Source organism: Streptomyces rimosus subsp. rimosus (genome assembly GCF_000720725.1).
Lineage (GTDB): Bacteria > Actinomycetota > Actinomycetes > Streptomycetales > Streptomycetaceae > Streptomyces > Streptomyces rimosus_A.
The window spans coordinates 1-26,537 of sequence record NZ_JOCQ01000022.1 but is presented as its reverse complement, the minus strand read 5'-3'; the positions used below and the strand labels follow the sequence as shown (position 1 = coordinate 26,537).

At 72.7% G+C, this 26,537-nt stretch carries 26 protein-coding genes; 9 read left to right on the top strand and 17 right to left on the bottom strand.

Annotation, left to right across the window (positions count from 1 at the left end):
- Nucleotides 1-5: 5 nt before the first annotated feature.
- The gene (xylB, locus tag IH45_RS0114025) at nucleotides 6-1,466 is read right to left on the bottom strand and encodes a xylulokinase (protein WP_030666770.1); all 1,461 of its coding nucleotides are present in this window, start codon (nucleotides 1,464-1,466) and stop codon (nucleotides 6-8) included.
- A 154-nt stretch (nucleotides 1,467-1,620) separates the two neighbouring features.
- Here xylB and xylA point away from each other — a divergent pair, with 154 nt between their 5' ends.
- Nucleotides 1,621-2,784, top strand: coding sequence for a xylose isomerase (gene xylA, locus IH45_RS0114020; protein WP_030666768.1), 1,164 nt, complete (start codon nucleotides 1,621-1,623; stop codon nucleotides 2,782-2,784).
- Nucleotides 2,785-2,815: 31 nt separating this feature from the next.
- Here xylA and IH45_RS0114015 read toward each other — a convergent pair whose 3' ends face one another.
- The 7 genes from IH45_RS0114015 to IH45_RS0113985 form a co-directional block, all read right to left on the bottom strand.
- Nucleotides 2,816-3,781, bottom strand: coding sequence for an acetylxylan esterase (locus tag IH45_RS0114015; protein ID WP_030666767.1), 966 nt, complete (start codon nucleotides 3,779-3,781; stop codon nucleotides 2,816-2,818).
- A 170-nt stretch (nucleotides 3,782-3,951) separates the two neighbouring features.
- Nucleotides 3,952-4,788: an amino acid ABC transporter ATP-binding protein gene (locus tag IH45_RS0114010; RefSeq protein ID WP_030666766.1), complete on the bottom strand. Its 837-nt coding sequence runs from the start codon at nucleotides 4,786-4,788 to the stop codon at nucleotides 3,952-3,954.
- Entirely contained in the window at nucleotides 4,785-5,570 is a 786-nt protein-coding gene (locus IH45_RS0114005; RefSeq protein WP_030666764.1) for an amino acid ABC transporter permease, read from the bottom strand. Before IH45_RS0114005 ends, IH45_RS0114010 begins: the two co-directional genes overlap by 4 nt.
- 29 nt (nucleotides 5,571-5,599) lie before the next feature.
- Nucleotides 5,600-6,397, bottom strand: coding sequence for an ABC transporter substrate-binding protein (locus IH45_RS0114000; protein ID WP_030666762.1), 798 nt, complete (start codon nucleotides 6,395-6,397; stop codon nucleotides 5,600-5,602).
- 210 nt (nucleotides 6,398-6,607) lie between these two features.
- Entirely contained in the window at nucleotides 6,608-7,519 is a 912-nt protein-coding gene (gene mmuM, locus IH45_RS0113995; protein WP_030666760.1) for a homocysteine S-methyltransferase, read from the bottom strand.
- 44 nt (nucleotides 7,520-7,563) lie between these two features.
- Nucleotides 7,564-8,442 (bottom strand): YceI family protein, encoded by an 879-nt coding sequence (locus IH45_RS0113990; RefSeq protein WP_030666758.1) that lies wholly within the window; start codon nucleotides 8,440-8,442, stop codon nucleotides 7,564-7,566.
- Between the two features lie 110 nt (nucleotides 8,443-8,552).
- The gene (locus tag IH45_RS0113985) at nucleotides 8,553-11,483 is read right to left on the bottom strand and encodes a glycoside hydrolase family 2 TIM barrel-domain containing protein (protein WP_030666756.1); all 2,931 of its coding nucleotides are present in this window, start codon (nucleotides 11,481-11,483) and stop codon (nucleotides 8,553-8,555) included.
- 303 nt (nucleotides 11,484-11,786) lie between these two features.
- On the opposite strand from IH45_RS0113985, the gene IH45_RS0113980 reads away from it, so the two are divergent.
- The gene (locus tag IH45_RS0113980; RefSeq protein WP_030666754.1) at nucleotides 11,787-12,020 is read left to right on the top strand and encodes a DUF6480 family protein; all 234 of its coding nucleotides are present in this window, start codon (nucleotides 11,787-11,789) and stop codon (nucleotides 12,018-12,020) included.
- A gap of 78 nt (nucleotides 12,021-12,098) precedes the next feature.
- Here IH45_RS0113980 and IH45_RS0113975 read toward each other — a convergent pair whose 3' ends face one another.
- From IH45_RS0113975 to IH45_RS0113965, 3 genes are all read right to left on the bottom strand, one after another.
- Nucleotides 12,099-12,479 carry a nuclear transport factor 2 family protein gene (locus tag IH45_RS0113975; RefSeq protein WP_199810666.1) on the bottom strand — a complete coding sequence of 127 codons (381 nt, stop codon included), beginning with the start codon at nucleotides 12,477-12,479 and terminating at the stop codon, nucleotides 12,099-12,101.
- A 136-nt stretch (nucleotides 12,480-12,615) separates the two neighbouring features.
- On the bottom strand, nucleotides 12,616-13,950 hold the full coding sequence (locus IH45_RS0113970) for an SWF or SNF family helicase (RefSeq protein ID WP_050514835.1): 1,335 nt from the start codon (nucleotides 13,948-13,950) through the stop codon (nucleotides 12,616-12,618).
- A 14-nt stretch (nucleotides 13,951-13,964) separates the two neighbouring features.
- A complete protein-coding gene (locus IH45_RS0113965) occupies nucleotides 13,965-17,003 on the bottom strand; it encodes a DEAD/DEAH box helicase (protein WP_030666749.1) in 3,039 nt (1,012 codons plus the stop codon).
- A 187-nt stretch (nucleotides 17,004-17,190) separates the two neighbouring features.
- Between IH45_RS0113965 and IH45_RS0113960 the strand changes: the two genes are divergently transcribed.
- On the top strand, nucleotides 17,191-17,373 hold the full coding sequence (locus IH45_RS0113960; protein ID WP_003981679.1) for a hypothetical protein: 183 nt from the start codon (nucleotides 17,191-17,193) through the stop codon (nucleotides 17,371-17,373).
- Between the two features lie 124 nt (nucleotides 17,374-17,497).
- Here the strand turns inward: IH45_RS0113960 and IH45_RS0113955 are convergent, their stop codons facing one another.
- Nucleotides 17,498-18,319, bottom strand: a complete 822-nt coding sequence (locus tag IH45_RS0113955; protein WP_050514820.1) for a hypothetical protein — start codon at nucleotides 18,317-18,319, stop codon at nucleotides 17,498-17,500.
- A 167-nt stretch (nucleotides 18,320-18,486) separates the two neighbouring features.
- Nucleotides 18,487-18,828 carry a hypothetical protein gene (locus IH45_RS0113950; protein WP_030666745.1) on the bottom strand — a complete coding sequence of 114 codons (342 nt, stop codon included), beginning with the start codon at nucleotides 18,826-18,828 and terminating at the stop codon, nucleotides 18,487-18,489.
- 89 nt (nucleotides 18,829-18,917) lie between these two features.
- Between IH45_RS0113950 and IH45_RS0113945 the strand changes: the two genes are divergently transcribed.
- On the top strand, nucleotides 18,918-19,793 hold the full coding sequence (locus IH45_RS0113945; RefSeq protein ID WP_030666744.1) for an oxygenase MpaB family protein: 876 nt from the start codon (nucleotides 18,918-18,920) through the stop codon (nucleotides 19,791-19,793).
- A 12-nt stretch (nucleotides 19,794-19,805) separates the two neighbouring features.
- Here IH45_RS0113945 and IH45_RS0113940 read toward each other — a convergent pair whose 3' ends face one another.
- Nucleotides 19,806-20,438: a class I SAM-dependent methyltransferase gene (locus IH45_RS0113940; protein ID WP_030666741.1), complete on the bottom strand. Its 633-nt coding sequence runs from the start codon at nucleotides 20,436-20,438 to the stop codon at nucleotides 19,806-19,808.
- A 125-nt stretch (nucleotides 20,439-20,563) separates the two neighbouring features.
- On the opposite strand from IH45_RS0113940, the gene IH45_RS0113935 reads away from it, so the two are divergent.
- Nucleotides 20,564-21,763, top strand: coding sequence for a glycosyl hydrolase family 28-related protein (locus IH45_RS0113935; protein WP_030666739.1), 1,200 nt, complete (start codon nucleotides 20,564-20,566; stop codon nucleotides 21,761-21,763).
- Nucleotides 21,764-22,310: 547 nt separating this feature from the next.
- Nucleotides 22,311-22,595, top strand: a complete 285-nt coding sequence (locus tag IH45_RS1000000148705) for a hypothetical protein (protein ID WP_158813075.1) — start codon at nucleotides 22,311-22,313, stop codon at nucleotides 22,593-22,595.
- A gap of 100 nt (nucleotides 22,596-22,695) precedes the next feature.
- Here the strand turns inward: IH45_RS1000000148705 and IH45_RS0113925 are convergent, their stop codons facing one another.
- Both IH45_RS0113925 and IH45_RS0113920 read right to left on the bottom strand, forming a co-directional pair.
- The gene (locus tag IH45_RS0113925) at nucleotides 22,696-23,364 is read right to left on the bottom strand and encodes an O-methyltransferase (protein WP_030666737.1); all 669 of its coding nucleotides are present in this window, start codon (nucleotides 23,362-23,364) and stop codon (nucleotides 22,696-22,698) included.
- A gap of 114 nt (nucleotides 23,365-23,478) precedes the next feature.
- Nucleotides 23,479-23,724: a hypothetical protein gene (locus IH45_RS0113920; protein ID WP_030666735.1), complete on the bottom strand. Its 246-nt coding sequence runs from the start codon at nucleotides 23,722-23,724 to the stop codon at nucleotides 23,479-23,481.
- A gap of 247 nt (nucleotides 23,725-23,971) precedes the next feature.
- Here IH45_RS0113920 and IH45_RS0113915 point away from each other — a divergent pair, with 247 nt between their 5' ends.
- A complete protein-coding gene (locus tag IH45_RS0113915; protein ID WP_050514833.1) occupies nucleotides 23,972-24,532 on the top strand; it encodes a GTP-binding protein in 561 nt (186 codons plus the stop codon).
- A gap of 44 nt (nucleotides 24,533-24,576) precedes the next feature.
- Here IH45_RS0113915 and IH45_RS0113910 read toward each other — a convergent pair whose 3' ends face one another.
- On the bottom strand, nucleotides 24,577-25,005 hold the full coding sequence (locus IH45_RS0113910) for a PPOX class F420-dependent oxidoreductase (protein ID WP_030666732.1): 429 nt from the start codon (nucleotides 25,003-25,005) through the stop codon (nucleotides 24,577-24,579).
- Nucleotides 25,006-25,137: 132 nt separating this feature from the next.
- Here IH45_RS0113910 and IH45_RS0113905 point away from each other — a divergent pair, with 132 nt between their 5' ends.
- Together IH45_RS0113905 and IH45_RS0113900 are read left to right on the top strand one after the other, a co-directional pair.
- A complete protein-coding gene (locus tag IH45_RS0113905) occupies nucleotides 25,138-25,545 on the top strand; it encodes a roadblock/LC7 domain-containing protein (protein WP_030666730.1) in 408 nt (135 codons plus the stop codon).
- Nucleotides 25,546-25,657: 112 nt separating this feature from the next.
- The coding region (locus tag IH45_RS0113900) for a DUF6397 family protein (RefSeq protein WP_030666728.1) at nucleotides 25,658-26,537 on the top strand (880 nt) is incomplete at its 3' end.

Here is a 26,537-nt window from a genome sequence, read left to right as displayed (position 1 = left end):
CCTCCTCACGCCCCCAGCAGTGGCCCGCCCGCCGCGAGCGTCTCCGTCAGCCGCTCCCGCGCCGCCGTGTCGCACGGCACCGCCGCGTACTCGGCGCCGCGCGCCGTCCCCCAGCGCCGTGCCACCGCCGCCGGATCCTCTCCCAGCAGCAGCCCCGCGGCCTGCGCCGCCGCGCCCAGGGCGACCAGTTCGCGGGCCTCGGGCACCACAACGGGCCGCCCCGAAAGGCGGCGTACGGTGTCCCGCCAGGCCCGGCCGCGCGCTCCGCCGCCGATCAGCAGCAGCGGCACATCGGCCGGCAGCTCCTCGTCCACGATCCGGTCCAGCGCCTGGAGCAGCGCGAACACCGCCCCGTCGTACGCCGCCTGGAGCACCTGACCGCGTGTCGTGTCATGCCGCAGACCGTGCAGCAGCCCGGACGCCTGCGGCAGGTCAGGCGTGCGCTCGCCGTCCAGGAAGGGCAGCATCACCACCGACCCGCCGGGCTCCACCTCCTCCCGCTCCAGGCCGAGCAGGGCGGCGACCCGGTCCACGGCCAGCGTGCAGTTCAGGGTGCAGGCGAGCGGCAGCCAGTCGCCGCGCGCGTCGGCGAACCCGGCGACCGTGCCCGTCGGATCGCCGGGCGGGCGGCGGCCGGACACCGCGTAGACCGTGCCCGAGGTGCCCAGGCTCAGTACGGGCTGTCCGGGGCGCAGCCCGAGCCCCAGCGCAGCCGCCATGTTGTCGCCGGTGCCGGAGGCGACCAACGCGCCTTTCGGCAGCGGCAGTTCACCGGTACGCACGGTGCCCGCCGCCTCGCCCGGCCGCGCCACCCGCGGCAGTGCCTTAGGGTCCAGGCCGACGTGCCGCAGGATTTCCTCGTCGTACGCCTCGTCGGCCGGTGACCACCAGCCCGTACCGGACGCGTCACCGCGGTCGGTGACCGCCTCGCCGGTCAGCCGCTCGGTGAGGTAGTCGTGCGGCAGCCGTACCGCGGCCGTCGCGCCGGCCGCCGCGGGCTCGGTCTCGCGCAGCCAGGCCCACTTGGTCACGGTGAACGCGGGCAGCGGCACGCTGCCCACCCGCCGCGCCCATGCCGAAGGCCCGCCGAACTCCTCCAGCAGGCGCCGCTGCTGTGGCGCCGACCGTACGTCGTTCCACAGCAGCGCCGGACGCACCGGCCGCCCCGACGCGTCAAGGGTGACCAGGCCGTGCTGCTGGCCGCCGACGGAGACCGCCGCTGCCTGCCGCGCGGCGTCACCGCACTGGCGCAGCGCCTCACCGAGCGCCTGCCACCACTGCTCGGGGTCACTCTCCTTGCCCGCACCGGAACCCGTACCGCCGGAACCCGTACCGCCGCCCACCACATGCGGAGCCTGCCCGCGGGCGACCACCTCACCGGTCGCGGCGTCCACCACGAGCGCCTTGGCGGACTGGGTGGAGCTGTCCACGCCGACGACCAGCGGTCCCGCTGCCTGTGTGCCCATCGCGTTCTCCCTCCGGACCGCGGGGCGGCCTCGCCGGTGGCCGGGCAGCACGCCCGTCGAAGGGCTTTCCCGGCGTGCTGCCGCATATTAGTTTGGGCCCGCCGTAATTTGTAAAGCGCCATGACGAATTGGTGAATCGGCCGAGGGAGCAGCGATGAGCTACCAGCCCGTGCCCGAGGACACATTCAGCTTCGGCCTGTGGACGGTCGGCTGGCAGGGCCGCGATCCGTTCGGGGACGCCACCCGCCGCCCGCTCGACCCGGTCGAGGCCGTCCACCGGCTGGCGGACCTGGGCGCGTACGGCGTCACCTTCCACGACGACGACCTGATCCCGTTCGGCTCCGGCGACGTCGCCCGCGAGGCGGCCGTCAAGCGCTTCCGCCAGGCGCTGGACGCCACCGGCCTCGTCGTCCCGATGGCGACGACCAACCTCTTCACCCACCCGGTCTTCAAGGACGGCGCCTTCACCGCCAACGACCGCGACGTACGGCGCTACGCACTGCGCAAGACCTTGCGCAACATCGACCTGGCGGCCGAGCTGGGCGCCCGTACCTACGTGGCGTGGGGCGGGCGCGAGGGCGCGGAGTCCGGCGCGGCCAAGGACGTGCGCGCCGCCCTGGACCGGATGAAGGAGGCGTTCGACCTGCTCGGCCAGTACGTCGTCGAGCAGGGCTACGACCTGCGGTTCGCCATCGAGCCGAAGCCCAACGAGCCGCGCGGCGACATCCTGCTGCCCACCGTCGGCCACGCCCTCGCGTTCATCGAGCGGCTGGAACGGCCGGAGCTGTACGGCGTCAACCCGGAGGTCGGCCACGAGCAGATGGCCGGGCTGAACGTCCCGCACGGCATCGCGCAGGCCCTGTGGGCGGGCAAGCTCTTCCACATCGACCTGAACGGGCAGTCCGGCGCCAAGTACGACCAGGACCTGCGCTTCGGCGCCGGTGACCTGCGGGCCGCGTTCTGGCTGGTGGACCTGCTGGAGACCGCGGGCTACGACGGCCCGCGGCACTTCGACTTCAAGCCGCCGCGCACCGAGGACCCGGACGGTGTGTGGGACTCGGCGGCCGGCTGCATGCGCACCTACCTGATCCTCAAGGAGCGCGCGGCAGCCTTCCGCGCCGACCCGGCCGTCCAGGAGGCGCTGCGCGCGTCCCGGCTGGACGAGCTGGCCCGGCCCACCGCCGAGGACGGGCTCGCCGCCCTGCTCGCGGACCGTACAGCGTACGAGTCCTTCGACGCGGAAGCGGCCGCCGCCCGCGGGATGGCCTTCGAGCGGCTCGACCAGCTCGCGATGGACCACCTGTTGGGGGCGCGCTGACCGCGGGGCGGCCGCACACCTCGCGCAGCCCTCAGCCGAACAGCTCCCGCACGAACCGGATCTCCTCCGCCCGCTGGTGCCCGCCCCCGCCCTCGTGCCCGTTGAACCGCCACAGCCGCAGGTCCTTGGCGCCCGCGTAGTGGTGGTACGCGGCGAAGCCGGTGGAGGCGGGCGTGACCGGGTCGCGCAGCGCGGTCCCGAAGAGGGCGGGGGCGTGCGCGCGTACCGCGAAGTTCAGGCCGTCGAAGTGGTCGAGCGTGTGCAGGGCGGCGTCCACCTCGGTACGGGCGCCCGCGAGGTAGCGGGTCAGTTCGCTGTACGGGCCCTCGTCGGTGATCTCGACGGCGCGCCGGATGTGGGTCAGGAACGGTACGTCGACCAGCGCGCCCGCGAGTCCCGGCACCAGCCCGGCAACGGCCAGCGCGATGGCACCGCCCTGGCTGCCGCCCGCCACCACGACGCGCCCGGCGTCCACCGCCGCGTGCCCGCGTGCCGCCGCCACGGCCCGTACGCCGTCGGTGTAGACCCGCCGGTAGTAGTAGCCGTCCGGGTCGAGCAGCCCCTGCGTCAGCTTGCCGGGCACGCCGGGGTTGGCGGCGGCGACCGGGTCGGGGGTGTCACCGGGACGATTGGGGCCGCTCTGGCCCCGGGTGTCCATGACCAGCGTCGCGTAGCCCGCGGCCGGCCACAGCAGCCAGTCGTGCGGGTGCATGCGTCCGCCGCCGTACCCGAGGTACTGCACGACGCACGGCAGCGGCCCGCCCGCCGCGCGCGGCAGCAGGAACCAGCCTTTGATCCGGTGCCCGCCGAAGCCCGAGAACTCCACGTCGTAGGTGTGCAGCAGGGACAGGCCGGCGTCGGTCTCCGTGAAGCGCGCGCCGAGGTCGTACGCGGCGGCCTCGTCCAGCGTGCGCCGCCAGAACGCGTCGAAGCCGTCGGGTTCGGGCAGCGGGGGCCGGTAGGCGCGCAACTGGTCCAGGGGCAGGTCGACGAACACGCGGTGCCTCCAGGTCGGGAGCGGGTCACGGGCGGGGGACCGCCCGTCCCCGCCGCGTACCGGGCGTGCCGACCGTCAGGCGGTCACGGCCCGGTCGTACGTCATACGTCGTACGTCGTACGTCGTACGTCGTACGTCGTACGTCGTACGTCGTACGTCGTACAAGGAAGTCACGGTTCCCGCTGGTCCCCCGGCGGCGCCTCCGCTTCCGTCGCCTCGCTGATCCCGGCGGCCGCCGGATCGAGCACCCGGGCCAGGAACGTCCGGGTCCGCTCGTGCTGCGGATCGGCGATCACCCGCTCCGGTACGCCCTGCTCGACGATGATCCCGGCGTCCATGAACACCACCCGGTCCGCGACCTCCCGCGCGAAGCTCATCTCATGGGTGACGACCAGCATGGTCATGCCGTCCTGCGCGAGCCCGCGCATCACCGCCAGCACGTCGCCGACCAGCTCCGGATCGAGCGCCGAGGTCGGCTCGTCGAAGAGCATCAGCTCCGGTTCCATGGACAGGGCGCGGGCGATGGCCACCCGCTGCTGCTGGCCGCCCGACAGCTGCGCCGGATACGCGGCCTCCTTGTCGCTCAGGCCCACCCGTTCGAGGTTGGCGCGTGCGACCCGTTCGGCCGCCGCCCGGTCGCGGCGCAGCACCCGCCGCTGTGCGATCGTCAGGTTCTCCAGGGCGGTCAGGTGCGGGAAGAGGTTGAAGGACTGGAAGACCATGCCGATGCGGCGCCGGACCCGGTCGATGTCCACGTCCGGGTCGGTGACCTCGGTGCCCGCCACGGTGACCCGCCCCGCGGTCGGTTCCTCCAGCAGGTTCACGCAGCGCAGCAGCGTCGACTTGCCGGACCCGGACGGCCCGATGACGCACACCACCTCGCCCCGCTCCACCGAGAAGTCGATGCCCTTGAGGACTTCCAGCGCGCCGAAGGACTTGTGCAGCCCCTCGACCTCGATCGCCCGGTGTGCCGTCACCGGGTCCCGGTCGGTCTGCACGACGGTCACCTGGCCTTCGCGGTACGGGCCTCCAGCCGCCGGACCAGGTGGCCCAGGGGGAGGGTGATGACGAGATAGAGCAGGCCGGCGATGAGGATCGGCGTCAGGCTCTTGTGTTCGTTGAGGGCGTCCCGCCCGAAGTTGGCCAGCTCGAACTGGCCGAGCGACAGGCCCAGCAGATAGACCAGGGAGGAGTCCTTGGTGAGCAGGATCAGTTCATTGGTGAGCGGTGGCAGTACGATCCGGAACGCCTGCGGTATGACGATCGACCGCATCGCGCGGCCCGATGACATCCCCAGCGAACGGGCCGCCTCGGTCTGCCCCTTGGGCACGGCCTGGATGCCGGCCCGGATGGTCTCCGCCATGTACGCGGCGCCGACCAGGCCGAGCGACAGCATCACGGTGATGTTCATGTCGAGCGCGACCTCGAAGGCGAGCGGCACGCCGAAGCCCAGCGCGATGAACACCAGCAGGGCCGGCACCCCGCGGAAGAACTCGATGTAGACGACGGCGAGCCAGCGGTACGGCGGCACCTGCGAGAGCCGCATCAGCGCCAGCACCAGCCCGAGCCCCAGCCCGAACCCGAAGCCGAGCAGGGTGTACTTGACGGTGTTGACCAGTGCGGTGGTGATGATGTCGGGGAACAGGGCCTTGGCGACTTCGATGTCGAAGAACGCATGGCGCAGCGTTCCCCAGTCGGCGACCAGGGCGAACACGAGCACGGCGGCGGCCAGCACGGCGTACTGGACACCCCGGAAGAGGCGGGCCCGCTTGCGTCGGGACAGGGGCATCGGTGTGCGGCTCCTCATCCTGGCTGCAGTCAGCCCTGCTGGGGCGCGTTGCCGAACCACTTCTTGTAGATCCGGTCGTAACTGCCGTCCGACCGTGCTTTCTTGAGCACTTCGTTGATCTTCGTGCGCAGTGCGTCGCTGCCGCGGCGCACCCCGATCCCGTAGTGCTCACCGGTGTGGAACTCGGCCGTCACCGCGGTGTCCGGGTTCTGCTTGACGTAGTCGAACAGCACCCCGTTGTCGTTGATGCCCGCGTCCACCTGCCCGGTCTTCACGGCGGTCAGCAGCAGCCCCAGATCCTCGAACTCCACCAGGTCGACGCCCTGACCGTGCTTCTTGGCGTATTCGGCGCCGGTGGTGGCCTTCTGGTAGCCCAGCTTCTTCCCCTTGAGGTCCTCGACCTTCTTGTAGGGCTTGCCCTTCTTGGTGATCAGCGCCTGGGTGGCCTCGAAGTACGGGTCGGAGAAGTCCATCACCTTCTTGCGCTGGTCGGTGATCGTCATGCCCGCGGCGGCCAGGTCGCACTTGCGGATGTTGAAGTCCTGCCCGGTTTCGATGCCTTCGAAAGGCGTGTTGACGATTTCCTGCGGCACCTTCAGTGCCTTGGCGACCAGGTCGACCAGGTCCACGTCGAAGCCGACGATCTTGCCGCCCTTCTTCACCTGGAACGGCGCGTACGGCAGATGGGTGCAGGTCTTGAGCGTGCCGGGGGTGACGAGCTGGATGCCGGAGGCCGACTTCCCGCCGGAGTCCGCCGGGGCTTTGGTGCTGGTGCAGCCCGAGGCGAGGAGAGCGGTGGCCGCGACGAGCGCGGCCGTGGCGGACATCGATGCGCGAACGGACACAGGTCCTCCGGGTCAAGATGCGGCCAACACCTACCGGTCGGAGGTGAGTTGGCTGCATCCTGCCACCGGCCAGGGCCGCTGTCGCCGCCGCCGGTGTTGCGACCGGGTAACGACCCGCCGCCGTTCGGGGTGCTCACGGGGGCGTACGGCCCCTGGGGCAGCCCGCCGGTTCCAGCGAGTACGGCCCCTGGGTCAGCCCGCCAGTTGCCGGGCCAGCGCGGCCACCGCGTCCGGCCCCACCCGGCAGCAGCCGCCGACGAGCCGGGCCCCCGCGGCGGTCCAGGACGCGACCCGGTCCGCGCTGAAGGCGGGCGTGCCGCACCAGGCGCGCGCCTGCGCGTCCCAGCTCTCGCCGCTGTTCGGGTAGACGACGACGGGCTTGCCGGACGCGCGGGCCGCCATGGCCACCGCCCGGTCCGCGTCCTCAGGGGTGCAGCAGTTCACGCCCACCGCGACCACTTCCGGGACGTCCGAGGCGAGCGCGAAGGCGTCCGCCAGTGGCTGCCCGGCGCGAGTGTGCTCCCCGGCCGCGCTGAAGGACAGCCAGGCCGGTACGCCCAGCCCGCGTACCGCCCGCAGCAGCGCGCGCGCTTCATCCGTGTCCGGCACGGTCTCCAGTGCAAGAACATCAGGACCTGCGGCGGCCAGTACCTCCAGGCGCGGGCGGTGGAAGCGTTCCAGTTCGGCAACCGACAGCCCGTAGCGCCCCCTGTATTCGGATCCGTCGGCGAGCATCGCGCCATACGGACCGGCCGACGCGGCGACGTACAGGGGCCCCGCGGCACCGGCCGCCATCGCCTGCCGCGCTGCCTCGCGCGCCAGCTCCACACTGCGGCGCAGCAGCTCGGCGGCCTCCGCAGCCCCGATGCCGCGCGCGGCGAAGCCCTCGAAGGTCGCCTGGTAGCTGCTGGTGATCGCCACCTGCGCTCCGGCTTCGTAGTACGCGCGGTGCGCCGCGACCACGGCGGCAGGGTCCTCGGCCAGCAGCCGCGCCGACCACAGCGCGTCACTCAGGTCGTGCCCGGCGGACTCCAGCTGGTTGGAGAGCCCGCCGTCCAGGACGAGCGGGCCCGCGGCGAGGGCGTCGGCGAACGAAGGGGGCATGGCCCCAGCCTCTCACCCCCGGCCCGGCATCCGCCCGCGCGGCCTCACTCCGCCGGTACGGCCTGGATGTCCAGCTCGATGCGGATCGTGGCGCCGATGGCCGCGATGCCCCGGGCGAGCATCTTGCGCCAGTCGAGCGTGAAGTCCTCGCGGTGCAGCTCGGTCACCGCGGTGCACGCCGTCCGCGTCTCGCCGCCGATGCCGGTGCCGATGCCCAGGTAGCGGGTGTCCAGCGTGACCGACCGGCTCACACCGTGCAGATGCAGCACCCCCTGGACGGCCCAGCGCGAGCCGCCCTTGTGCACGAACCGCTCCCCGGCGAACTGGAGGTACGGAAAACGCGCCACGTCCAGGAACTCGGCCGAGCGCAGATGGTCGTCGCGCATCTTCACGCCCGAGTCGATGCTCGCCGCGTCGATGGTCACCTCCACCCGCGAGTTCCGCATGTCCGGCGCGATCCACAGGCCGCCCTCGAAGTGGTTGAAGCGGCCGTGGATCTCGGCCAGCCCGATGTGCCGGGCGGTGAAGCGGATGGACGAGTGGTCGGGGTCCAGCCGCCACTGTCCGGGGGCGGGCAGGGACGGCGCCGGGGCCGGCTCCAGTTCCAGCGTCCGGGGCGCGGTCCGCTCGCCCGCGGTGACCACGGTGTCGAACCGCTCGGGCCGGAAGCCGTCGCAGGTGACCACCAGGTGGTACGCGGCGGGCGCGAGCGTGGCGGTGAACATGCCGTTGGGGTCCGTCTGGCCGCGGGTGACCTCGGTGCCCTCGGTGTCGCGCACCGATATGCCCGCCCCGGCCATCGGCAGCCCGACGGGGTCCTGGACGTTCAGGTCCAGCGCCCCGGCGCCGCGCGGGATCGGGGCCGGTGCGGGGGCACTGCGGGCGGAGCGGTCACGAAGGCGGGTGAGGATGGCGAGCGCCATGGCAGGACGGGGCCTCTCGGTCAGTTGTGTCGAAAAAGGTGCATCTCCATCCTGTCATTGGTTTAGACCGCTGAGGACGACACGTGTCAATACCCGCCGAAACGTGAAATTCATCGCACCGTCCGCAGTGTGACGGCGAACCGGGCCGGCGCCGCCGTCAGCGCGTACTCCGGCAGCACTCCGGGGCCGCACGACCGGCTGCCGATGCCGTGCTGGGCGTGGTCGAGGTGGAGCCGGACCCGGTCGCCCGGCGTCAGGTCGGTGGAGTGCCGGGCCGCGTCCAGCTGCTCGCTCGTCCAGCGGCGTGCGGTGAACCAGAACGCCGGCTCGCCCTCGACACGCAGCCCCGAGCCGTCGCTGCGGGTCAGCTCCACCCACCGCGTGTCGATCCGCGCCCCGTTCTCCTGCGGTCGCACGTACGGCGTCTGCAACGCGCCCACCGGCACGCTCCACAGTCCGGTCCGCGCCGCCGCCCTGGTGTCCGGGTACGCCTCACCCGGCCCGCCGCCGTACCACCGCGCCGTCACCAGGCTGCCGCACAGGCCCATCCGCACGCCGAGCCGGGGCAGCGGGCAGGGCCAGTCCCCGTACGGCCGTACCGATACCTCCAGCCGCAGCCGCCCGCCGTCCGCGCTCCAGCGGTAGTCCGTGTCCAGGGCCAGCCCGGAGCCGGCCGGTGCCACCCGGGTCCGCACCACCAGCGCGTCGCGCCCGCACTCGACCGCCGCCACCCGGTGCCGCATGCGGTGCAGCCCGATCCGGCGCCACTGCTCGGCGGGGCGCGGCCCCGGCTGCCAGGGCGCGCCCTCGTCGTTGTCGGTCGGCGCCCGCCACACGTCCAGCCGGGGCCCCTCCAGCTGCACGCCGTCGAGATAGCGGAGCACGCCTGTGGTGGCGTCGAAGGCGCCCGGGCCGAGGAGGACGAGATTGCCCTCGCCGTGCCGCGGCCGGGCGCCCGCGGAGCGCGGCACCGGCCGCGGCGTGGCCGGTGCGGCGGGCAGCTGCCCCCAGGCGACCTCGTGGCCCGCCGCGGCCCACGGGGTGTCGGCGGCCGATAACGCCCGTACGGTCCACAGGGCTTCGCGGCCGCGCCGGCCGGCGGGCTCCGGCGGCAGCGCCACTTCGGCGGACGCGCCGGGCGCGAGCGGCGGCACGGTCAGCGGGCCCTCGGCCAGCACCTCGCCCTCGGCCTCGTAGGACCAGCGGAAGGCCAGGTGGGAGAGCCCGGCGAAGTCGTGCAGATTGCTGATCCGCACCGCGCGCGGCAGGCCCGCGGCGGCTGCCCCGCCCGCCGCGCCGATGCGCACCGGCTCGACCACCTTCTTGAACTCGGCCAGGCCCGGTGACGGCACCCGGTCGGGGAAGACCAGCCCGTCGCAGACGAAGCTGCCGTCGTGCATCTCCTCGCCGAAGTCGCCTCCGTACGCGAAGAACGCCTCGCCGTACGGCGTGATCTTCCGCAAGCCGTGGTCGGTCCACTCCCACACGAAGCCGCCCTGGCAGCGCTCGTACGTCTCGAACAGCCGCTGGTACTCGCTCAGCCCGCCGGGCCCGTTGCCCATCGCGTGCGCGTACTCGCACAGGAGGAAAGGCAGCCCGCGGCGCCGGGCGTCGGCGGCCGGGTCGGCGAGCGGCTCCTCCTCGCGGCGGCCGATCCGGGCGACCTCGGCGTGGTCCGCGTACATGCGGGAGTAGACGTCGGTGTTGGCGCAGGACGCGTCGCCCTCGTAGTGCAGCGGGCGGGACGGGTCGCGCTCGCGCATCCAGGCGGCCATGGCGGACAGGCCGCGGCCGGTGCCGCACTCGTTGCCCAGCGACCACATGATCACGCTGGGGTGGTTCTTGTCCCGCTCGACCATGCGGCGCGCGCGGTCCAGCAGCGCGGGCGTCCACGCGTCGTCGTCGGCCGGATTGCCCCGCCACCCCTGCTGCTTGAAGCCGTGCGTCTCCAGATCACACTCCTCGACCACCCACAGGCCCAGCTCGTCGCACAGGTCCAGGAAGGCGGGGTGCGGCGGATAGTGGCTGGTGCGGACCGCATTGATGTTGTGCTGCTTCATCAGCAGCAGGTCGCGGCGCATCGCCTCGGGGCCGAGCGCGCGCCCGTAACGCGGGTCGAATTCATGCCGGTTGACGCCGCGGAAGAGGACACGGCGGCCGTTGACCGTCAGCAGGCCGTCCTGGACGCGTACGGTACGGAAGCCGACGCGCAGCGGCACCCGCTCGCCGGGCGTGCGCAGTTCGGCGTCGTACAGCCGCGGCGTCTCGGCCGTCCACGGCAGCACCGGGACCGTCGCGCTCTGCCCGGTCGCCAGGTCCAGCCCGAGCTCCGCAATGGTCACCCGGCCCGCCGGAGCGCACTCGACCCGCAGGGTGCCCAGGCCGGTGCGGTGGTCGTACGAGGCGTGCACGAAGTGGTCCACGACCGCGCCCACGGGCCGGTGATGCAGCGTCACCTCACGGAAGACGCCGGGCAGCCACCACTGGTCCTGGTCCTCCAGATAGCTGCCGGAGGACCACTGGTGGACGCGGACCGCGAGAACGTTGCGGCGCGACCGCAGCAGATGGCCGACCTCGAACTCATGGGGCAGCCGACTGCCCTTGAAATGCCCTAACTCCCTTCCGTTGAGCCACACCCGGGCACAGGACTCCACACCCTCGAAACGCAGCAGCGCGGGCCCCGGTTCCCAGTCGGCGGGAATGTCGAAGGCGTGCCGGTGGTCCCCGGTCGGGTTCTCGTCGGGCAGGTGCGGCGGGTCGACGGGGAACGGGTAGCGGGTGTTGGTGTAGGCGGGCGCGCCGTGGCCCGCGAGCACCCAGTGGCCCGGTACGCGCAGGTCGTCCCAGTCCGTGTCGTCGAAGTCCGGCCGGGCGAAGGAGGCGTCCGCGGAGCGGGCGGTGGGGGAGAGCCGGAAGCGCCACGCCCCGTGCAGCGACATCCGCCGTGCGTCCGAGCGGGCGTACCAGGCACGCGGCGGGCGGCAGCCGCTGCCGGGGGAAGGGTCCTCGTAGTACGGGAGCGGGCGCGGTGCGGCGGTCACGGGGTGCTCGGCGTCGGGGGCGGAGCGTGCGCCGGCGTGCTCGGCGTCGGGCGGGGGCAAGGGTCCTCCTCGCTGCGGGGGCACGGCAGGGGCGTGGGGGATCACGCCAGCGAACCACGCGCGGCGGCGCGCCGCGACCGGATACGAATGATTGACCGGTGAAGTGTTCGCGCGAAGCCGTACATTGCCCCAAGCGCCCGCATTCGTGCCGTCGGCCGGGGCGCGGCAGCTGGGTGGTACGGGTCCGACCGGATCGTTGCCTGCCCGGCGTGAGAATCCGCCGTCCCCGGGCACCCGGGCAGCATGAACGATTCACCGAAGAACCCGGACCCGGTACCGGAGCGCACCGCCGGCCTGGAGCCGGGCGGCGGCGTGCCGCCGGGCGAGACGCCGCCCGCCGAGGGCAGCACCCCGGATGCCGGGCCGCTGGAGACCCACAACCCGACCCGGGGCTGGTCCAAGGGCCCGCTGCTGGTGCTCGCCGTCGTGGTCGTCCTCGTCGCGGCCTTCTTCATCGCCCGTATCTGGGGCGCGTAGACCGCCGGAGCGTGCGGTCCGGCCGGGCACGGGAGCGTACGGACCCGTACGGCGCGCCCCGGCCGGAGCGCGTCCTCCTCAGGGGGACGGCTTGCGCAACGGCCCCGTGTAGTCCCGGAACAGCAGGATCCTGCCGTCCCGGATACGGAAGAACTGCACCGAGCGGCCCTCGAACGCGTCGCCGCGCCCCACACCCTTGGTGAGGGTCTCCGCGACGACGACCTCCGGGTCCTCGGTGCGGTGCACCGCGAGCGTCACCAGCGCGTCGACGCGCAGCGCGCCCATCGCCGCCCGCGCGAACGCCCGGATCGCCTCCCGGCCCTCGATACGGTCGGGCACGTCCGGGCCCGCGAAGGGCAGTTCGATCACGCCGTCCGGCGCGAACAGGTCCGCGAAGGCGTCCGCGTCCTGCCCCGTGACCGCGGCGCGCCGCTGTTCGAGAACGTCCAAGGGGCTCACAGCAGGCACGGTCCCTCCGATCGGCCGGACACCGGGCCGGCGGTCCGTGCGCCGGCCCCCTGACGCCGAGCAGAGTAGCGCCGCGCCGCGCGGAGAGTCAGCCGTACGGGCGTACGGACAGGCGCTTTCACGGGGGCTACGCGGAGTCCTCCGTTCCGCCGCGCAGCGCCGCGAGCGCGGCGGCCGGATCCTCGGCCGCCGGGCCCGCCGGGGCCCACTGCCCGCGCTCCTTCCGGTACGGCCACCAGCGCCCGTCGTGCCCGTACCTGAGCTGGGCATCACCGCCGGTCACGGTCCACCGGTTGCGGTCGTGGCGCAGGCGTGGTGGCGGCTCGGCCTCGTCCCAGGCGGCGAGCTGGGCCGTAGCGCGCGCCAAGGCCGCCGGCTCCGGCGTCCACTCCTCCTCCAGAACCGCGAGCGCCGGGACGCCGCCGTACTCCCACGCCCGTACGGCCAGCGCGAGACCCTTGGCCGTACGTCCGGAACCAGCCGCCAGCCGCGCTGCGATCCGGGGTTCCGGACCGGCCGCCGCCAGCCGTACGGCGTCCTGCGCGCAGGTCAGCGGCGCCTGCGGCGAACTGTCCGCGTGGCCGGGGGACAGCGCGTCGGCGAGCAGGCGCTGGGCGCGCGCCGCCGTGTCACTGATCAGGAACTCCAGCGCTGCCGCCTCCACACCGGGCGCCGGATCGGCGCCGCCGCCGAGGGCCGGCGCGGTGCCCGGCTCGTCCACGTACGGCGGAGGCGCGGGCAGCGGCGGCAGGATGTCCCGGGCCGCGTACGCCTCCGCCGCCGGTATGCCATCGGCCTCCACCGGCTCCGCGGCCTGCCCACTGGACGCGCACTCCTCCGCGGCCTGCCGCGCGCGCGAGGCGGTACGGGTCTGGAGGTCGTCCAGCAGCTCCCGTTCACCCCGCCCGCGCATCAGCAGCAGCACGAAAGGGTCCTCGTCCAGCAAGCGCGCCGTCTGATGGCAGAGCGCGGCCGTGTGGGCACAGTGGTCCCACGCTCCGCAATCGCACTCCGCCTCCAAATCGCCGATTCCCGGCAGGAGTTCGATGCCGGCCGCCGCCGCGTCCTCCACCAGGTGCGGCGGTATGTCGTGGTCCAGCAGTGCCGCGATGTGCCCGGCCCGGTCCGCGACCAGGTCCAGCAACCGGTCCCAGTCCGCCCCGTCCAGCTCCTGGAGCAGCACGTCACAGCGGCGCCGCGTGCCGTCGCGGTCCTGGACGACCGCGGTGATGCGGCCGGGCCGTACGGACACCGCCCCCACCGCGCCCGCCCGCGCGTGTTGGCGGCCCTGCTTGACCTGCCGGCCGTCGAGCGCACTGTCGGCCAGCGCCTTCAGCCAGGCCAGACCCCACCACGTCCGCGCGAATTCACGTCCGCGTACCGGCGGCAGAGCCGCGAACGTGCGCTCCCGGGCGGGTTCCGGCCGGTATGCGTCCTCGTGGCGGCCCGGAATTCCCCGCATGCCGTTCCTCTCGGTCATCGCTCGCTCCCTCGCAGTGCGACCAGGTCCGCCAGCTCGGCGTCGGTGAGTTCGGTCAGGGCGGCCTCGCCGGAACCGAGCACCGCGTCCGCCAGCCGCTGTTTGCGCGCGAGCATCCCGGCGATCCGGTCCTCGACCGTGCCCTCGGTGACCATCCGGTGGACCTGCACCGGACGGGTCTGGCCGATGCGGTACGCGCGGTCGGTGGCCTGCGCCTCGACCGCCGGGTTCCACCAGCGGTCGAAGTGCACGACATGGGACGCCCTGGTCAGGTTGAGGCCGGTGCCCGCCGCCTTCAGCGACAGCAGGAACACCGGTACGCCCCCGTCCTGGAAGCGCCGCACCATCTCCTCGCGCCGCGCGACCGGCGTACCGCCGTGCAGCAGCTGCGTCGGCACCCCGCGCCCCGCCAGGTGCGTTTCGAGCAGCCGCGCCATCCGGACGTACTGCGTGAACACCAGCACGCCCGGGTCGTCCTCGGCGAGGATCGTCTCCAGCAGCTCGTCCAGCAGCTCCAGCTTCCCGGACCGGCCCGCGATCCGCGGCCGCTCCTCCTTCAGGAACTGCGCCGGGTGGTTGCAGATCTGCTTGAGGGAGGTCAGCAGCTTGACCACCAGGCCGCGCCGCGCCAGGCCGTCCGCCGCCGCGATCTCGCCGAGCCCCTCGCGCACCACCGCCTCGTACAGCCCCGCCTGTTCCCCGGTCAGCGCCACCGCGCGGTCGGTCTCCGTCTTCGGCGGCAGCTCGGGCGCGATGCCCGGGTCCGACTTGCGGCGGCGCAGCAGGAAGGGACGGACGAGCCGGGCCAGCCGGTCGGCGGCGGCCGGGTCGGTACCGCCCTCGACGGCCGCGGCGTAGTGCTTGCGGAAGCGGCCCAGCGGGCCCAGCAGGCCCGGCGTGGTCCAGTCGAGGACGGCCCACAGCTCCGACAGGTTGTTCTCGACCGGCGTGCCGGTGAGCGCCACCCGGGCGCCCGCCGGAAGGGTGCGCAGCGCCCTGGCCGTCGCCGAGAACGGATTCTTCACGTGCTGGGCCTCGTCGGCGACGACCAGCCCCCACCGGGTGCCCGCCAGCTTCGCCGCGTCCAGCCGCATCGTGCCGTACGTGGTCAGGACGAACTCGCCGTCCGCCAGGCCGTCGAGGCTGCGCCGGTCCGCGTGGAAGCGGCGGACCGGGGTGCCGGGCGCGAACTTCTCGATCTCCCGCTGCCAGTTGCCCATCAGGGACGCCGGGCAGACGACGAGCGTGGGGCCGGCGGCAGCCGGGTCGCTCTGCCGGTGCAGGTGCAGCGCGATGAGGGTGACCGTCTTGCCCAGACCCATGTCGTCGGCGAGGCAGCCGCCGAGGCCGAGCGAGGTCATCCGGTGCAGCCAGCCGAGCCCGCGCAACTGGTAGTCGCGCAGGGTGGCGGCCAGGGCGGGAGGCTGGGCGATGAGGGACTCCGGGGGCGAACCGCCGGTCAACTCCCCGTCCGCCGCCGGACCGGCCGTGTCCGCCGCCGTGAGCCGGTCGCGGAGGCGGGCCAGCCAGCCGGTCGCCTGCACCTCCACGCGCGCGCCGCCGTCCGACTCGGCGGTCCCGGTGAGCGCCGCGCCGAGCGCGTCGATGGGCGTCACCTTGCGGTCCTCACGGTCCCGGGCCGTACGCAGCGCCTCCGGATCGACCAGCACCCACCGGTCGCGGAGCCGTACGAGCGGCCGCCCCGCCTCCGCCAGCCGGTCCAGCTCCGCCCTGCTGATCTCCTGGCCGCCGACGGCGAAGCGCCAGCTGAACGAGAGCAACGCGTCGGCGGAGAGGAAGGACGGCATCCCGGATGCGGTGCGGCCGGGGCCGGCGGGATCCGGCTCGGTACGGTTTTCGGTCCCTTGCGGGGCGTACGGCGCGCCATCCTGATCGGGCGGCCCCACCACGGCCCGGGTGCTGAGCCCCCGTACCAGGTCGGCGGGCCAGTGCACCTCCACGCCGGCGGCGGCCAGCGCACGGGAGGCCGGGCCGAGCAGTTCGGCGATCTCCTCGTCCGCGAGGCCGACGGAGTCCGGTACGGCGGCGGACAGCAGGGGCGTGAGCGGCGCCCAGGCCGCGGCGGCGCGGCGCAGCGTGAGCAGGGTGTCCATCCGGGCCCGCGGGCCGAACGCCTGCCCCGCGGGTGTGGTGCCCGCCCACACCTCGGACGCGTCGGCGACCCGGGCGGGGTCGGTGAGGTCGTGCAGTTGGAGGACGGCGGTGAAGCCGACGCCCGTCGGCACGGTGGCCCCGGTCCCGTCCGCCTCGGCCAGCCCCGCGACCTCGATGCGCAAGGAGATCCGTACGCCCGCGTCGTGCCCGGCCGCCACGTCCGCGGCCCACGCGCGCTGTTCGGGGATGTGCTGCGGCTCGGCCGCGGCGAAGGCCGGTCCGCCGGTGGCGAGGGAGGCGGCGGGGGAGCGGGGCAGCGCGTCCGCCACCGCGTCGAGGAACTCCCGCACCAGGCGTTCCGGTTCCGGCAGCAGTACGGGACCGGCGGTGTCCGGGAGCGGCACGGCATGCGCCTGGGGCGGCAGCGACGCGGCCAGCTCGCGCAGCCGCTCGATGTCGGCGGGGTCGAGCGGGCCCACGCGCCATGCGTCGTGACCGGAACGGCTCACTCCGGGCAGCAGCCGCCCACGGGCGACCAGTTGCAGTGCCAGTACGGCGGCGGAGCCCCAGAAGGCTGCGGCCGGGTCGGCGGCAGGGGCCGTACGTGCGCGGGTGAGGACGGGCAGGGCGGCGGCGACGGGCAGTACGACGGCGGGTACGTCGCGGAGTTCGATGCCGTGATCCGCGCTTCCGGTGTGGGGTTCCGCGCCGGGGACGGGCACGGCGACGGTCAGCGACTGCGTCGGCAGCGCGGCGGTCCCGGTATCCCCGGCGGCATCGGTGTGGGCGTCGACGGGCCCGCCGTCCGGCCGCCAGAACGCGATCCGTCCCGTACGGGGCGGATCGGCCGGGAGGAAGACCGCGGCCCGGCGCGCGAGCGCGGGCGGCGGAGCGGATGGTGCCGCGGGAAGGGTGACCACGTGCAGCTAGCTCCTCAAGTTTGACTACTGGCGACCGGGCCGCCCGAGGGTACAGCATGACCGGGCGTACCGACGACCGTCCCGCGGGCGGCCGGTCCGCTCGTCGGCACCGATGGAACCCGTGGGGCCGATCAGGCGTTCACCGGGTACGGAGAGCGCGGCGCCTGCCGCGGAAGGGACGGGAGAGATGTCCGTGAACGCAAAGGTCGCCATCGGCGGCGTCGCGGTGGGAGTGCTCCTGCTGTGGCTGCTGCCGTTCTGGGCGGCGCTGCTGGTCATCGTGGGCGTGCCCGCGGTGGCGTATCTGACGCTGGACCCCTCGCAGCGGCGCAGGCTGCGGCGTGTGACCCGCAAGGAGATAGGGCACTGACCATCCGGTCGGTGACCGCGCGCCCGGCGGAGTGAGCCGGGCGGTCGGCAGACCGCGACGACGTCCCCGTCAGCGGACCCGTGGAGACGGCAACGGCCCACGGGTGGGGCGGCGCCGTGCCGTCTCAGGCCGGCCGCACCGCCAGCGCCTCCAGCGACCGGAGCAGTCCCGGCAGCTCGGGCCCCCGCCCGACGGGCAATATCTCGCCCGGCCGGTCGTCGAGCAGGACGAACGCGATGTCGTCGGTACGGGCCACCATGCTCCACCCGGGCCCGTCCACCCGCAGCGTACGGGCCTCACCCGCCGCGAAGGACGAGCGGATCCGCCCCGGCGGCGGAGGTGCCGCCAGGTAAGCACGGGCCTCGGCCAGCGCCTGCTGCACTCCGGCATGCGGCCGGGTTCCCGGATCGACGAACGTGACCCCGTCCTCGACCTGCTCGCGCCAGACCGCCCACTGGAGCGCGATCTCGTCCGCGCCGAGCCGCCGCTGAGCGGGCCCCCACTGCCCGGCGTCCGGCGGCCTGAGCACGGCCGGACCGCCCTCCTCCGGTTCGGGATCGTGCGGCTGCGGCACGCCCGGCGCGGCGACGGCGAGCGCGAGCGGCCAGCCGGGGAGCGCTTCCACCATGCTGTCCTCGTCGGGCGACAGGTCGTACTCCATCCCGCAGTCCCAGGCCGCGACCGCGCACGCGACCAGCGAGACGTCGTCCGTCACCACCGTCCAGCGCGCGCCCCGCCCGTCCTGCCCGAGCACGAGCCCGTAGCCCTGCTCGTACGGCTCCAGGCCGAGCCCGGCGCACACCTCGGGGTAGTCGTCGCCCAGCACGCTCGGGAACTGCGCGGGCGTGAGCAGCACCGCCGTCAGCACCAGCAACTGGTCGTCGTCGGCGGTGCCGGGCGCGCCCGCGTTCCCGGCCGTGGGCGTTCCGGCGCTCTCGGTCGACACTCGGGGCCTCCCCATGCAATGCGCTCCGCCCGGCCGGACGCCGCCGCCACCGGCCCTCTCCCGGGCCGGTGCGCGCCGGGCCCGTGGCCGGCCCGATCGTTGCGATCAGTCGTCGGCGCACCCTAGTTGGCCCGCGACCGGTTGTCACCAGCCGTACCGTACGGCCCTCAGGCCACCGGCAGGTTGAGCAGGTCGCGGGCCACCGTCTGCGGTGACTCGCTGCGCTCCCGGGCGAGCGCGATGACCGCCCGGCAGGCCAGTTCGTTGATGCCGAAGGCGAGCGCTTCGGGGGAGACCCACTCCGCCGTCTCGGCGGTGCGTTCGTCGTCGTCCTCGGCGCACGCCGCCACATGGGCCGCCGCGGCCTCGAATATGTTGTGCCGCCGCATCGTCCCGGGTGCCCGGGGCGCGTTCGCGCCCGGCGCTTGTACGGCGATGCGGACGCGGGTGAGAAAGTCGCGAAAACCGCGGAACAATCCGGAGATTCCGCGCAAGAAGCCGGTCATCATGTCCCCCATTTCCGGTGCCCGTGCCGGTCGTTCCAGTGTGCACCGGGCGCTTACGATGGGAACTTCGACGACGAAAGGGCGGGTGCTCGGTGCGGCGATATGACTGGCTGAAGGAAATCCAGCGATTGGATCCGGAGCGGGACTTCCTGCGCATCCACCGCATCACCACGACGTACGAATTCCCGTGGGATGTCGCCCGCGCCCTGGAACTGGCGCTCTACCGTACCTACGCCGTTCCCAGCATCGGCCGCCTGCTCGCCGAAACCGCGGAGCTGACCGACCGTACGCAAAAGCGCTACGACGACACCGCGCTCCTCCTGGACACGGTGATCGAGCACGGCTTCGACTCCGAGGACGGCCGGACGGCGATCCGCCGCATCAACCAGATGCACCGCAGCTACGACATCACCAACGACGACATGCGCTACGTGCTCTGCACCTTCGTGGTGACCCCGAAGCGCTGGCTGGATCTGTACGGGTGGCGGCGGCTGAGCGAGCACGAGAAACACGCCACGGCCGTCTACTACCGCACGCTCGGGCGCCATATGGGCATCGCCGGCATCCCGCAGACCTTCCAGGAGTTCGAGCGCTGCCTGGACGACTACGAGCACGCGCACTTCGGCTGGGACGAGGGCGGGCGACGGGTCTCCGACGCCACGCTCGGCCTGATGGCGGGCTGGTACGGCCCGCTGGCCCCGGTGATGCGCGGCGCGAGCATGGCCCTGCTGGACGACTCCCTGCTGGACGCCTTCCGGTACGAGCGCCCCGGGCCCGCCGTCCGCGCCGCGGTGCGCGGCGCGCTGCGGCTGCGCGCCAAGTCCGTCCGCCTGCTCCCGCCGCGCCGCCGCCCGCACTACGCCCGCAACAATCCGGAGATCAAGAGCTACCCGAAGGGCTACGTCATCGCCGAACTCGGAACCTTCCCCCAGGGACGTCCCACGGGCGGCTGCCCGGTGCCGCACTGAGCCGGGCTCCTGTCAGGCGCTCCGGCGCTCCGCCAACGCCAGATAGCACGCGTCCTCGTCCACGTACCGCACCAGATCCCACCCGGTATGCGCCAGCAGGGGCCGCAGATTGCGCTCGGCCCGTACGTCCTCGGGGGTGAGCCGGCGCCCCTTCCGTGCCGCCAGCGCGGCGCGGCCGACCGGGTGGAACAGCGCCAGCCGGCCTCCGGGCCGTACGACCCTGGCCAGTTCGGTGAGGCCCGTCCCGGCGTCGCCCAGGTGGGACAGCAGCCCGGCGGCGAAGACCGCGTCGAGCGCGGCGTCCGGCAGCGGCAGCCGGTGCACGTCCGCCAGCAGGAGGGGCGCCAGCCGCCCCCGTCCGGCCTGTACGGCCGCCTCCAGCATCTCGGGCGTCAGATCGGCGCCGATGACCGTACCGCCGGCTCCGACGGCGGACCGCAGGGCGGGCAGCGCCCGCCCGGTCCCGCAGCCCGCGTCCAGCACCCGGTCGCCCGCGCGCAGCCCCAGCGCGGCGACGCCCGCCTGATAGGCGGGCCCGTCGCCGGGGAACCGCGCGTCCCAGTCGTGCGCGCGGGGGCCGAAGAACTCCCGCACGTCATGGACCTGATCGGCGCGCCCCGGCGCACCCGCGGTGTCGTCACTCATGCGGGAACTGTAGAGGCCGCGGGTGACACGGGCCGTCGGTGGTTCCGGGAACGGCGGGGAGCAGCGCGGCAACCGTTGCCTTTCGGTGTCTTACGTTCCCGGCCGCCCGGCGTAATCATGCTGGCATGACGGACACGGGGAAGTGGAATTTCGTCGACCATTTCGGTGCCGATCCCCAGGGCGTCGCCGACGCGGCGGCTCTGTTGCAGAACGCGGTGACCACCATCTGCGGCGCCGGCGGCGGAACGCTGGTGATTCCCCCGGGGCGCTATCGCATGCACAGTCCGGGAACGGCGGTACCCGGCACCGGAGTGCTGGTACCGGATTCCGGAAACCTGACCGTGGTCGCCCACGGCGCCCACATCTTCCGCAGCGACACCTCCACGATCGACACGCTCTGGGGCGGCGGCTTCTCGCACGACGGATACAACGGCGCGTCCGACATCAGTATCCGCGGCGGCCTGTGGGACGGCGGCGCGAACAATCCGCTGCACCTGGACATGTTCGCCTTCTGCTCCGCCGAGAACATCCTCTACGAGGACCTGGTGGTGGAGAACATTCCGGACTGGCACGCGATCGAGTTCCACGGCATCCGCAACGGCACGGCACGCAACTGCGTCTTCCGGCGCTTCAAGGCCACCACGCCGACACGGTTCTTCTCCGAGGCGATAGAGGTCCAGGAGGCGCCCGACGGGACGCACAGCACCAACATCGTCGTGGACGGCTGCTCGGCGGACGGCTTCGGAGCCCTGGTGGGCACCCACACGGCCACGTTCCCCGGCCGGTTCCACGACGGCATCCGCGTGGTGAACAACCGGATCACCAACGCCAAGAACTATGCCGTGCGCGCCCAGAACTGGCGACACGCGGTCATCGCGAACAACATCATGGCGGACTGCAACAGCGGAATACAGGTGCAGGTGGACCCGTCCGCGCAGTACCAGTCGTGGTTCTGGTCGCAGACCGAGGACATCATCGTCGCCCACAACGTCCTGACGCACATGGGCCTGACGAACCAGCCCGGACAGGGACCGCGGTACGCCACCATAGGCGTCTACGGAATGTCGGACACCCCCATGGAAAACGTCGTCGTGACCGGGAACATCATCCGCGACTGGGCGAGTTCGAACGCCATCGCGCTGCAGTACGTCCACGAAGGCGTGGTCACCGGAAACGTCGTGAAATACAGCCAGGGAGGCGACGGCACCGCCATACTGTTCACCTCCTGCTCCGGCGGAACGGCCACGGGCAATAACATCCGCTACGCCGGCTCGGGCGTCGTTGGCGCCGAGGTGTCCGCCGGGAACAGGGTCAGTCTGCGGTGAATGCCGGCCGGCTCGGCCCACGACCGTGCGAATGCCTCACGGCATTGCGCCGGGCCGGCGATTCGCGTACGAACATGAAATAAGGCGCCGACTCCGGCGCCGCCCGTCCTGCAGAAACGAGGCTGAGGGGCGCTGCGATATGCGTTCTAAGGGCGTTGCGAGCGTTTCTCAGTGGTAACCCTTGCGATCCTGGCGTGGTTGTACCGACCACCCTGGAGCACGCGTATGCGTCATTCCGCCACTGCGGCATCCCTCGTTGCAGCTCTGGCTCTGTCCACGCCGCTTGCGGCAGCAGCACCGTCGACACCGATCCAAGGGGACGGCGAGGTCTGCTTCTATGCGAAGCCCGGGTACCGAGGCACGTCCTGGTGCTATCACCCGTCGGGCTATGCGGAGGTACCGGATCGGCTCCGTGGCCGTGCTCGGTCTTTCGAAGCCGCTTCGAGCTTGATCGTGTATGCGATCGACCGCGGCCCCGGCGGGTGCTCTGCCCGGAAAATCTGGGTCGACGACCGATCCGCCGACTGGGCATGGGGCAGCAGAATGGATGGCGTCAGTACGGACCATCAGGGCTGCCGGATCAGCTGAACCCGGCTCCGGCGGCGAAGTCATCGCCTGCCGGGCATCCTCCTCCGGGCGTCTGCGCCAGGCGGCCTGGCTGTCAGCGATCCAGCGTGGCCCTTATGCGTACCAAGCGGACAGCCTCGTCGCTCAGGCGCGGATGGACGGAGCGCAGCTCGGCTGCATCGGGCATGCCATCGGCAAGGCGTACACCAGTGACCACATCCGCAAGGTGACCGCAGACGACCTGAGGAACGAAAACCGCCGCTGACAACCGAACGAACGAACGCCGAGGACGGCTCGATCGCGGCCGTCGCGGCTGTTGGGGCCGGCCCGGGAGGCCGGGACGGCCGGAGCGGTCGCCACCGCCCCTAGCCGGTCACCCGGGCCAGGGAGAAGCCGTCGTATCCCTTGGCGCCCACGGTCTGCACGGCGGTCGCGGTCAGTTTCGGGTGCTCGGCGATGAGTTCCAGGAAGCGGCGGATGCCGCGGATCGAGGGGTCGGTGCTGGCGGCGTCGGCGACATCGCCGTGGCGGACGACGTTGTCGCCGACGATGAGGCTGCCGGGGCGGGTCATTTCGAGGACTCGCTCCAGGTAGTGCGGGTTGTTGGCCTTGTCCGCGTCGATGAAGACCAGGTCGAACGGCTCGGTGTCCTCGGCCGCCAGTTGGGCGAGGCTGTCCAGCGCCGGGCCGACGCGGACCTCGGTACGCTCCGCGAGCCCGGCGCGCGCCAGATTGACGCGGGCGATCCCGGCGTACGAGGCATTGGCCTCCAGGGAGATCAGGCGGCCGTCGGCGGGCAGGGCGCGGCCGAGCCAGATGGTGCTGTAGCCGCCGAGCGTGCCGATCTCCAGAATGCGCCGGGCGCCTTGTATCCGGGCGAGCAGTTGGAGCAGCTTGCCCTGGGTGGGCGTCACGTTGATCCGGGGGAGGCCGGCCGCTTCGCTGTCGCGCAGCGCGGCCTCCAGCGCTTCGTCGGACGGGACGAGCAGGGAGGTGAAGTAGTCGTCGACCGTGTTCCACTGCTGCTGAGACATGCGGCCCCTTCGCCTATCTAGTTAGGTTTGCTAACCAACGTAGCAGGGTCGGTGCACCTGTCGGGGTGGTTCCCGTCGGAAGAGTCGCCCCCCGGGTGCAGCCTTTTGGAGCGCTCACGTCCGATGCCCCCGCACATGCAGCGGCGTCAGGTGGTCGCACAGCTCGCACCGCGGCGCGTCGCGGGCGGCCCGGATGCCGAGCAGCGGCTCGCCGCAGATGGCGACGAGCGGCCGTACGGGCGACTCCCGCGGGTGGCAGATGCGGCAGACGTTGTGCCAGGGGCCGGCCTCGTTGTCGCCCGCGGCGGGGACGGCCGCGATGTCCTCGCCGGTACCGGTGGCCTCATGGGTGGACATCATCAGCCTTCTTTCTCGCGCCCCGCCGGTGCGGCGACCGGCTCGCGGCGCGGGTTTCCCGCTGGTGGCACCCGGCCGGACGGTGGCCGGGGCTTTCTCCCGAAGCGTACGAAGTTGTCAACTCCACGCCACGCTGTGTAGCGAAAGGAGTACGGTCCTCGCCATGGTTTTCGAGTCGCGCGACGAACCCCACGACGTATCCGTACCGCCTGCCGACGAGTCCGCGAACACCCCGGACGACGACACCTTCATGGCTCTGAAGATCCTGGTGGCGGGCGGATTCGGGGTCGGCAAGACGACCCTGGTGGGTGCCGTGAGCGAGATTCGGCCGCTGCGTACGGAGGAACTGCTCAGCGAGGCGGGTGCCGCGCTCGACGACGCCGGGGACGTGGTGCGCAAGACCACCACCACGGTGGCGATGGACTTCGGCCGTATCACCATCAGGTCCGGGCTGTCCCTCTACCTCTTCGGGACGCCGGGGCAGGACCGCTTCTGGTTCCTGTGGGACGACCTGGCGCAGGGCGCCCTGGGCGCCGTCGTGCTCGCGGACACGCGCCGGCTGGAGGACTGCTTCCCCGCCGTGGACTACTTCGAGAACCGCTCCATCCCCTTCCTGGTAGCCGTCAACTGTTTCGCCGGGGCCCGCGCGTACGGGGCCGGCGAGGTGGCGCGGGCGCTCGACCTGGACCGGGGCACCCCCGTGGTGCTGTGCGACGCGCGGGACCGGGATTCGGGCAAGGAAGTGCTGATACGGCTGGTCGAGCACGCGGGGCGGGTGTACACCGCCCGGCTGCTGGACTCGGTGGGGTGAGGAAGCACCCCGTTCCGGCAGCACCGCCCGGCGCGACCGGAATGTCAGTCGGCGAGGTCGGCGACGGCCACGACCTTGTCGATCCGGACCCGTACCAGCAGTTCCCCCGGGACGCCGTTGCGGGCCCCGTACTCCTCGGCGCGCTCCTGTCCCATGTAGCGGGCCGCGATACGGGTCGCCCAGGCGCGTACTTCGGAAAGCTCGTCACTGGTCCCGGCCCGGCCCTCCACGATCGCGAAGCTGAACGGCGGCCGGTCGTCGTCCACGCAGAGCGCGACCCGGCCGTCCCGGGCGAGGTTGCGGCCCTTGACCGTGTCCGCGCCGGTGTTGAACACGAGGTCGTCGCCGTCCAGGAGGAACCACACCGGCGCGATGTGCGGGCTGCCGTCGGCCCGTACGGTCGAGAGCTTGCCGGTACGGGTGCCCTCGGACAGGAAGCCCTGCCACTCGTCCTTGCTCATTTTGCGTGCCATACCGCCATCCTGCGCCATCCGGCGCGAACCGGCCCCGTGAACGGCGCGCCCCGGCCGGGACGCTTGCCGGGACGGCACGGGTGGGCCAGGCTGGCACGGCAGTTGCCCACGGGGACACGGGGAGGAAACGGGATGGCAGCGAGCAGCGGGCTCGACTGGTTGCTGGACGACCTGACCGAGCGGATGGACCAGGTGCGGCACGCCCTGGTGCTGTCCAACGACGGGCTCGTGACGAGCGCGAGCCGGCGGCTGGCGCGGGAGGACGCCGAGCACCTGGCGGCGGTCGCGTCGGGGCTGCACAGCCTCGCCAAGGGCTCCGGACGGCATTTCGAGGCCGGCCAGGTGCGGCAGACGATGGTCGAGTTCGACGACGGTGTGCTGTTCGTGACGGCGGCGGGGGCCGGAAGCTGCCTGTGCGTGCTGGCGGGCCCCGAAGCCGATATGGGACAAATCGCTTACGAAATGGCGCTGTTGGTCAACCGTGTGGGGGAACACCTCGGGGTCGCGTCCCGCCGGCCGGAAGGTTGTCCACAGCCCTGAAGCCGGGGCTTGACGGACTGTCGTACCCGACGGCTATCGTCGTCACTGTCGGTAACGAACCGGCGGGAATCCGCACCGGATTCCGTGACGGACGATGACGGGGGAGTGTGTCATGACGGTGATGTGCGACGGGCGGCGGGTGTCCGTGCCGGACGAACTGCCGATCGCGGGGGAGACGCTCGCGCCAGGATGGGCGGCCCACGAACTGGGTCTGCGCTACAACGAGTTCGAGCTCGCGGTGCAGTTGGGCGAGATCGCCACGGTCCCGCCGGACCCACAAGCGCCGCCCGGCCCGGCCGGACCGTGGGGGCGGCGCCGGGTGCCGGCGGAGGAGATCCGGCGGCTGCGGGCGGAGGAGGGCTTCCCCGACACGCTGCGTGAGCGCCTGCGAACGGTCGGCGCGACCGAGGCCGCCGAACTGCTCGACATCGGCCCGGGCCGATTCCTGCGACTGGCCCGCACGGGCTGCTTCGCCCCGGCCCGCTTCTACGTGAACCGCTACGGCGTCGTGGTCTGGCGCTACCTGGCGTCGGAACTGACGGAATTCGCCGAACACGAGCCGGAGCTGCTGCGGGGCCACATCCCCGCGGTGATGCGGGTCATGCTCGACGGCGGCCAGGACTGGCGCGGCCGCAAATGGCGCAGCCGCCGGGTCGCCCAGCTGATGGGCCAGGCGACGGACAGCTGGCAGTCGGCCGCCGTGATCGCCGCGGTCCTGCCGCCGGAGGAGCTGGCCTCGATCGCGGAAGATCCTCTGGAGCGCTCCGTACTCCGACGCCTGCGCCCGCCCCTGGCCCCACCCGCCACCAGTACGACGGCCCAGCAGGCGGTGGAGCGGGAGACCATGGCAGCGGAGTTCGACGAGGTCCTCTGGTACCGCGTCAACCTCACCCGAGCCCTGGACCAGGCCCGCCGCCATCAACCAGCCACGAACCGCCCGCGACACCCCACAAGGCCCACCACTCCACCGAGCCGACGCCCCACTCCCACCC

Coding starts and splice junctions, on each gene's coding strand:
- xylB (WP_030666770.1), bottom strand. CDS start 1,466: ATGGGCACACAGGCAGCGGGACCGCTGGTCGTCGGCGTGGACAGCTCC.
- xylA (WP_030666768.1), top strand. CDS start 1,621: ATGAGCTACCAGCCCGTGCCCGAGGACACATTCAGCTTCGGCCTGTGG.
- IH45_RS0114005 (WP_030666764.1), bottom strand. CDS start 5,570: ATGCCCCTGTCCCGACGCAAGCGGGCCCGCCTCTTCCGGGGTGTCCAG.
- IH45_RS0114000 (WP_030666762.1), bottom strand. CDS start 6,397: ATGTCCGCCACGGCCGCGCTCGTCGCGGCCACCGCTCTCCTCGCCTCG.
- mmuM (WP_030666760.1), bottom strand. CDS start 7,519: ATGCCCCCTTCGTTCGCCGACGCCCTCGCCGCGGGCCCGCTCGTCCTG.
- IH45_RS0113990 (WP_030666758.1), bottom strand. CDS start 8,442: ATGGCGCTCGCCATCCTCACCCGCCTTCGTGACCGCTCCGCCCGCAGT.
- IH45_RS0113980 (WP_030666754.1), top strand. CDS start 11,787: ATGAACGATTCACCGAAGAACCCGGACCCGGTACCGGAGCGCACCGCC.
- IH45_RS0113970 (WP_050514835.1), bottom strand. CDS start 13,950: ATGCGGGGAATTCCGGGCCGCCACGAGGACGCATACCGGCCGGAACCC.
- IH45_RS0113960 (WP_003981679.1), top strand. CDS start 17,191: ATGTCCGTGAACGCAAAGGTCGCCATCGGCGGCGTCGCGGTGGGAGTG.
- IH45_RS0113950 (WP_030666745.1), bottom strand. CDS start 18,828: ATGATGACCGGCTTCTTGCGCGGAATCTCCGGATTGTTCCGCGGTTTT.
- IH45_RS0113940 (WP_030666741.1), bottom strand. CDS start 20,438: ATGAGTGACGACACCGCGGGTGCGCCGGGGCGCGCCGATCAGGTCCAT.
- IH45_RS0113935 (WP_030666739.1), top strand. CDS start 20,564: ATGACGGACACGGGGAAGTGGAATTTCGTCGACCATTTCGGTGCCGAT.
- IH45_RS1000000148705 (WP_158813075.1), top strand. CDS start 22,311: ATGGCGTCAGTACGGACCATCAGGGCTGCCGGATCAGCTGAACCCGGC.
- IH45_RS0113925 (WP_030666737.1), bottom strand. CDS start 23,364: ATGTCTCAGCAGCAGTGGAACACGGTCGACGACTACTTCACCTCCCTG.
- IH45_RS0113920 (WP_030666735.1), bottom strand. CDS start 23,724: ATGATGTCCACCCATGAGGCCACCGGTACCGGCGAGGACATCGCGGCC.
- IH45_RS0113915 (WP_050514833.1), top strand. CDS start 23,972: ATGGCTCTGAAGATCCTGGTGGCGGGCGGATTCGGGGTCGGCAAGACG.
- IH45_RS0113910 (WP_030666732.1), bottom strand. CDS start 25,005: ATGGCACGCAAAATGAGCAAGGACGAGTGGCAGGGCTTCCTGTCCGAG.
- IH45_RS0113905 (WP_030666730.1), top strand. CDS start 25,138: ATGGCAGCGAGCAGCGGGCTCGACTGGTTGCTGGACGACCTGACCGAG.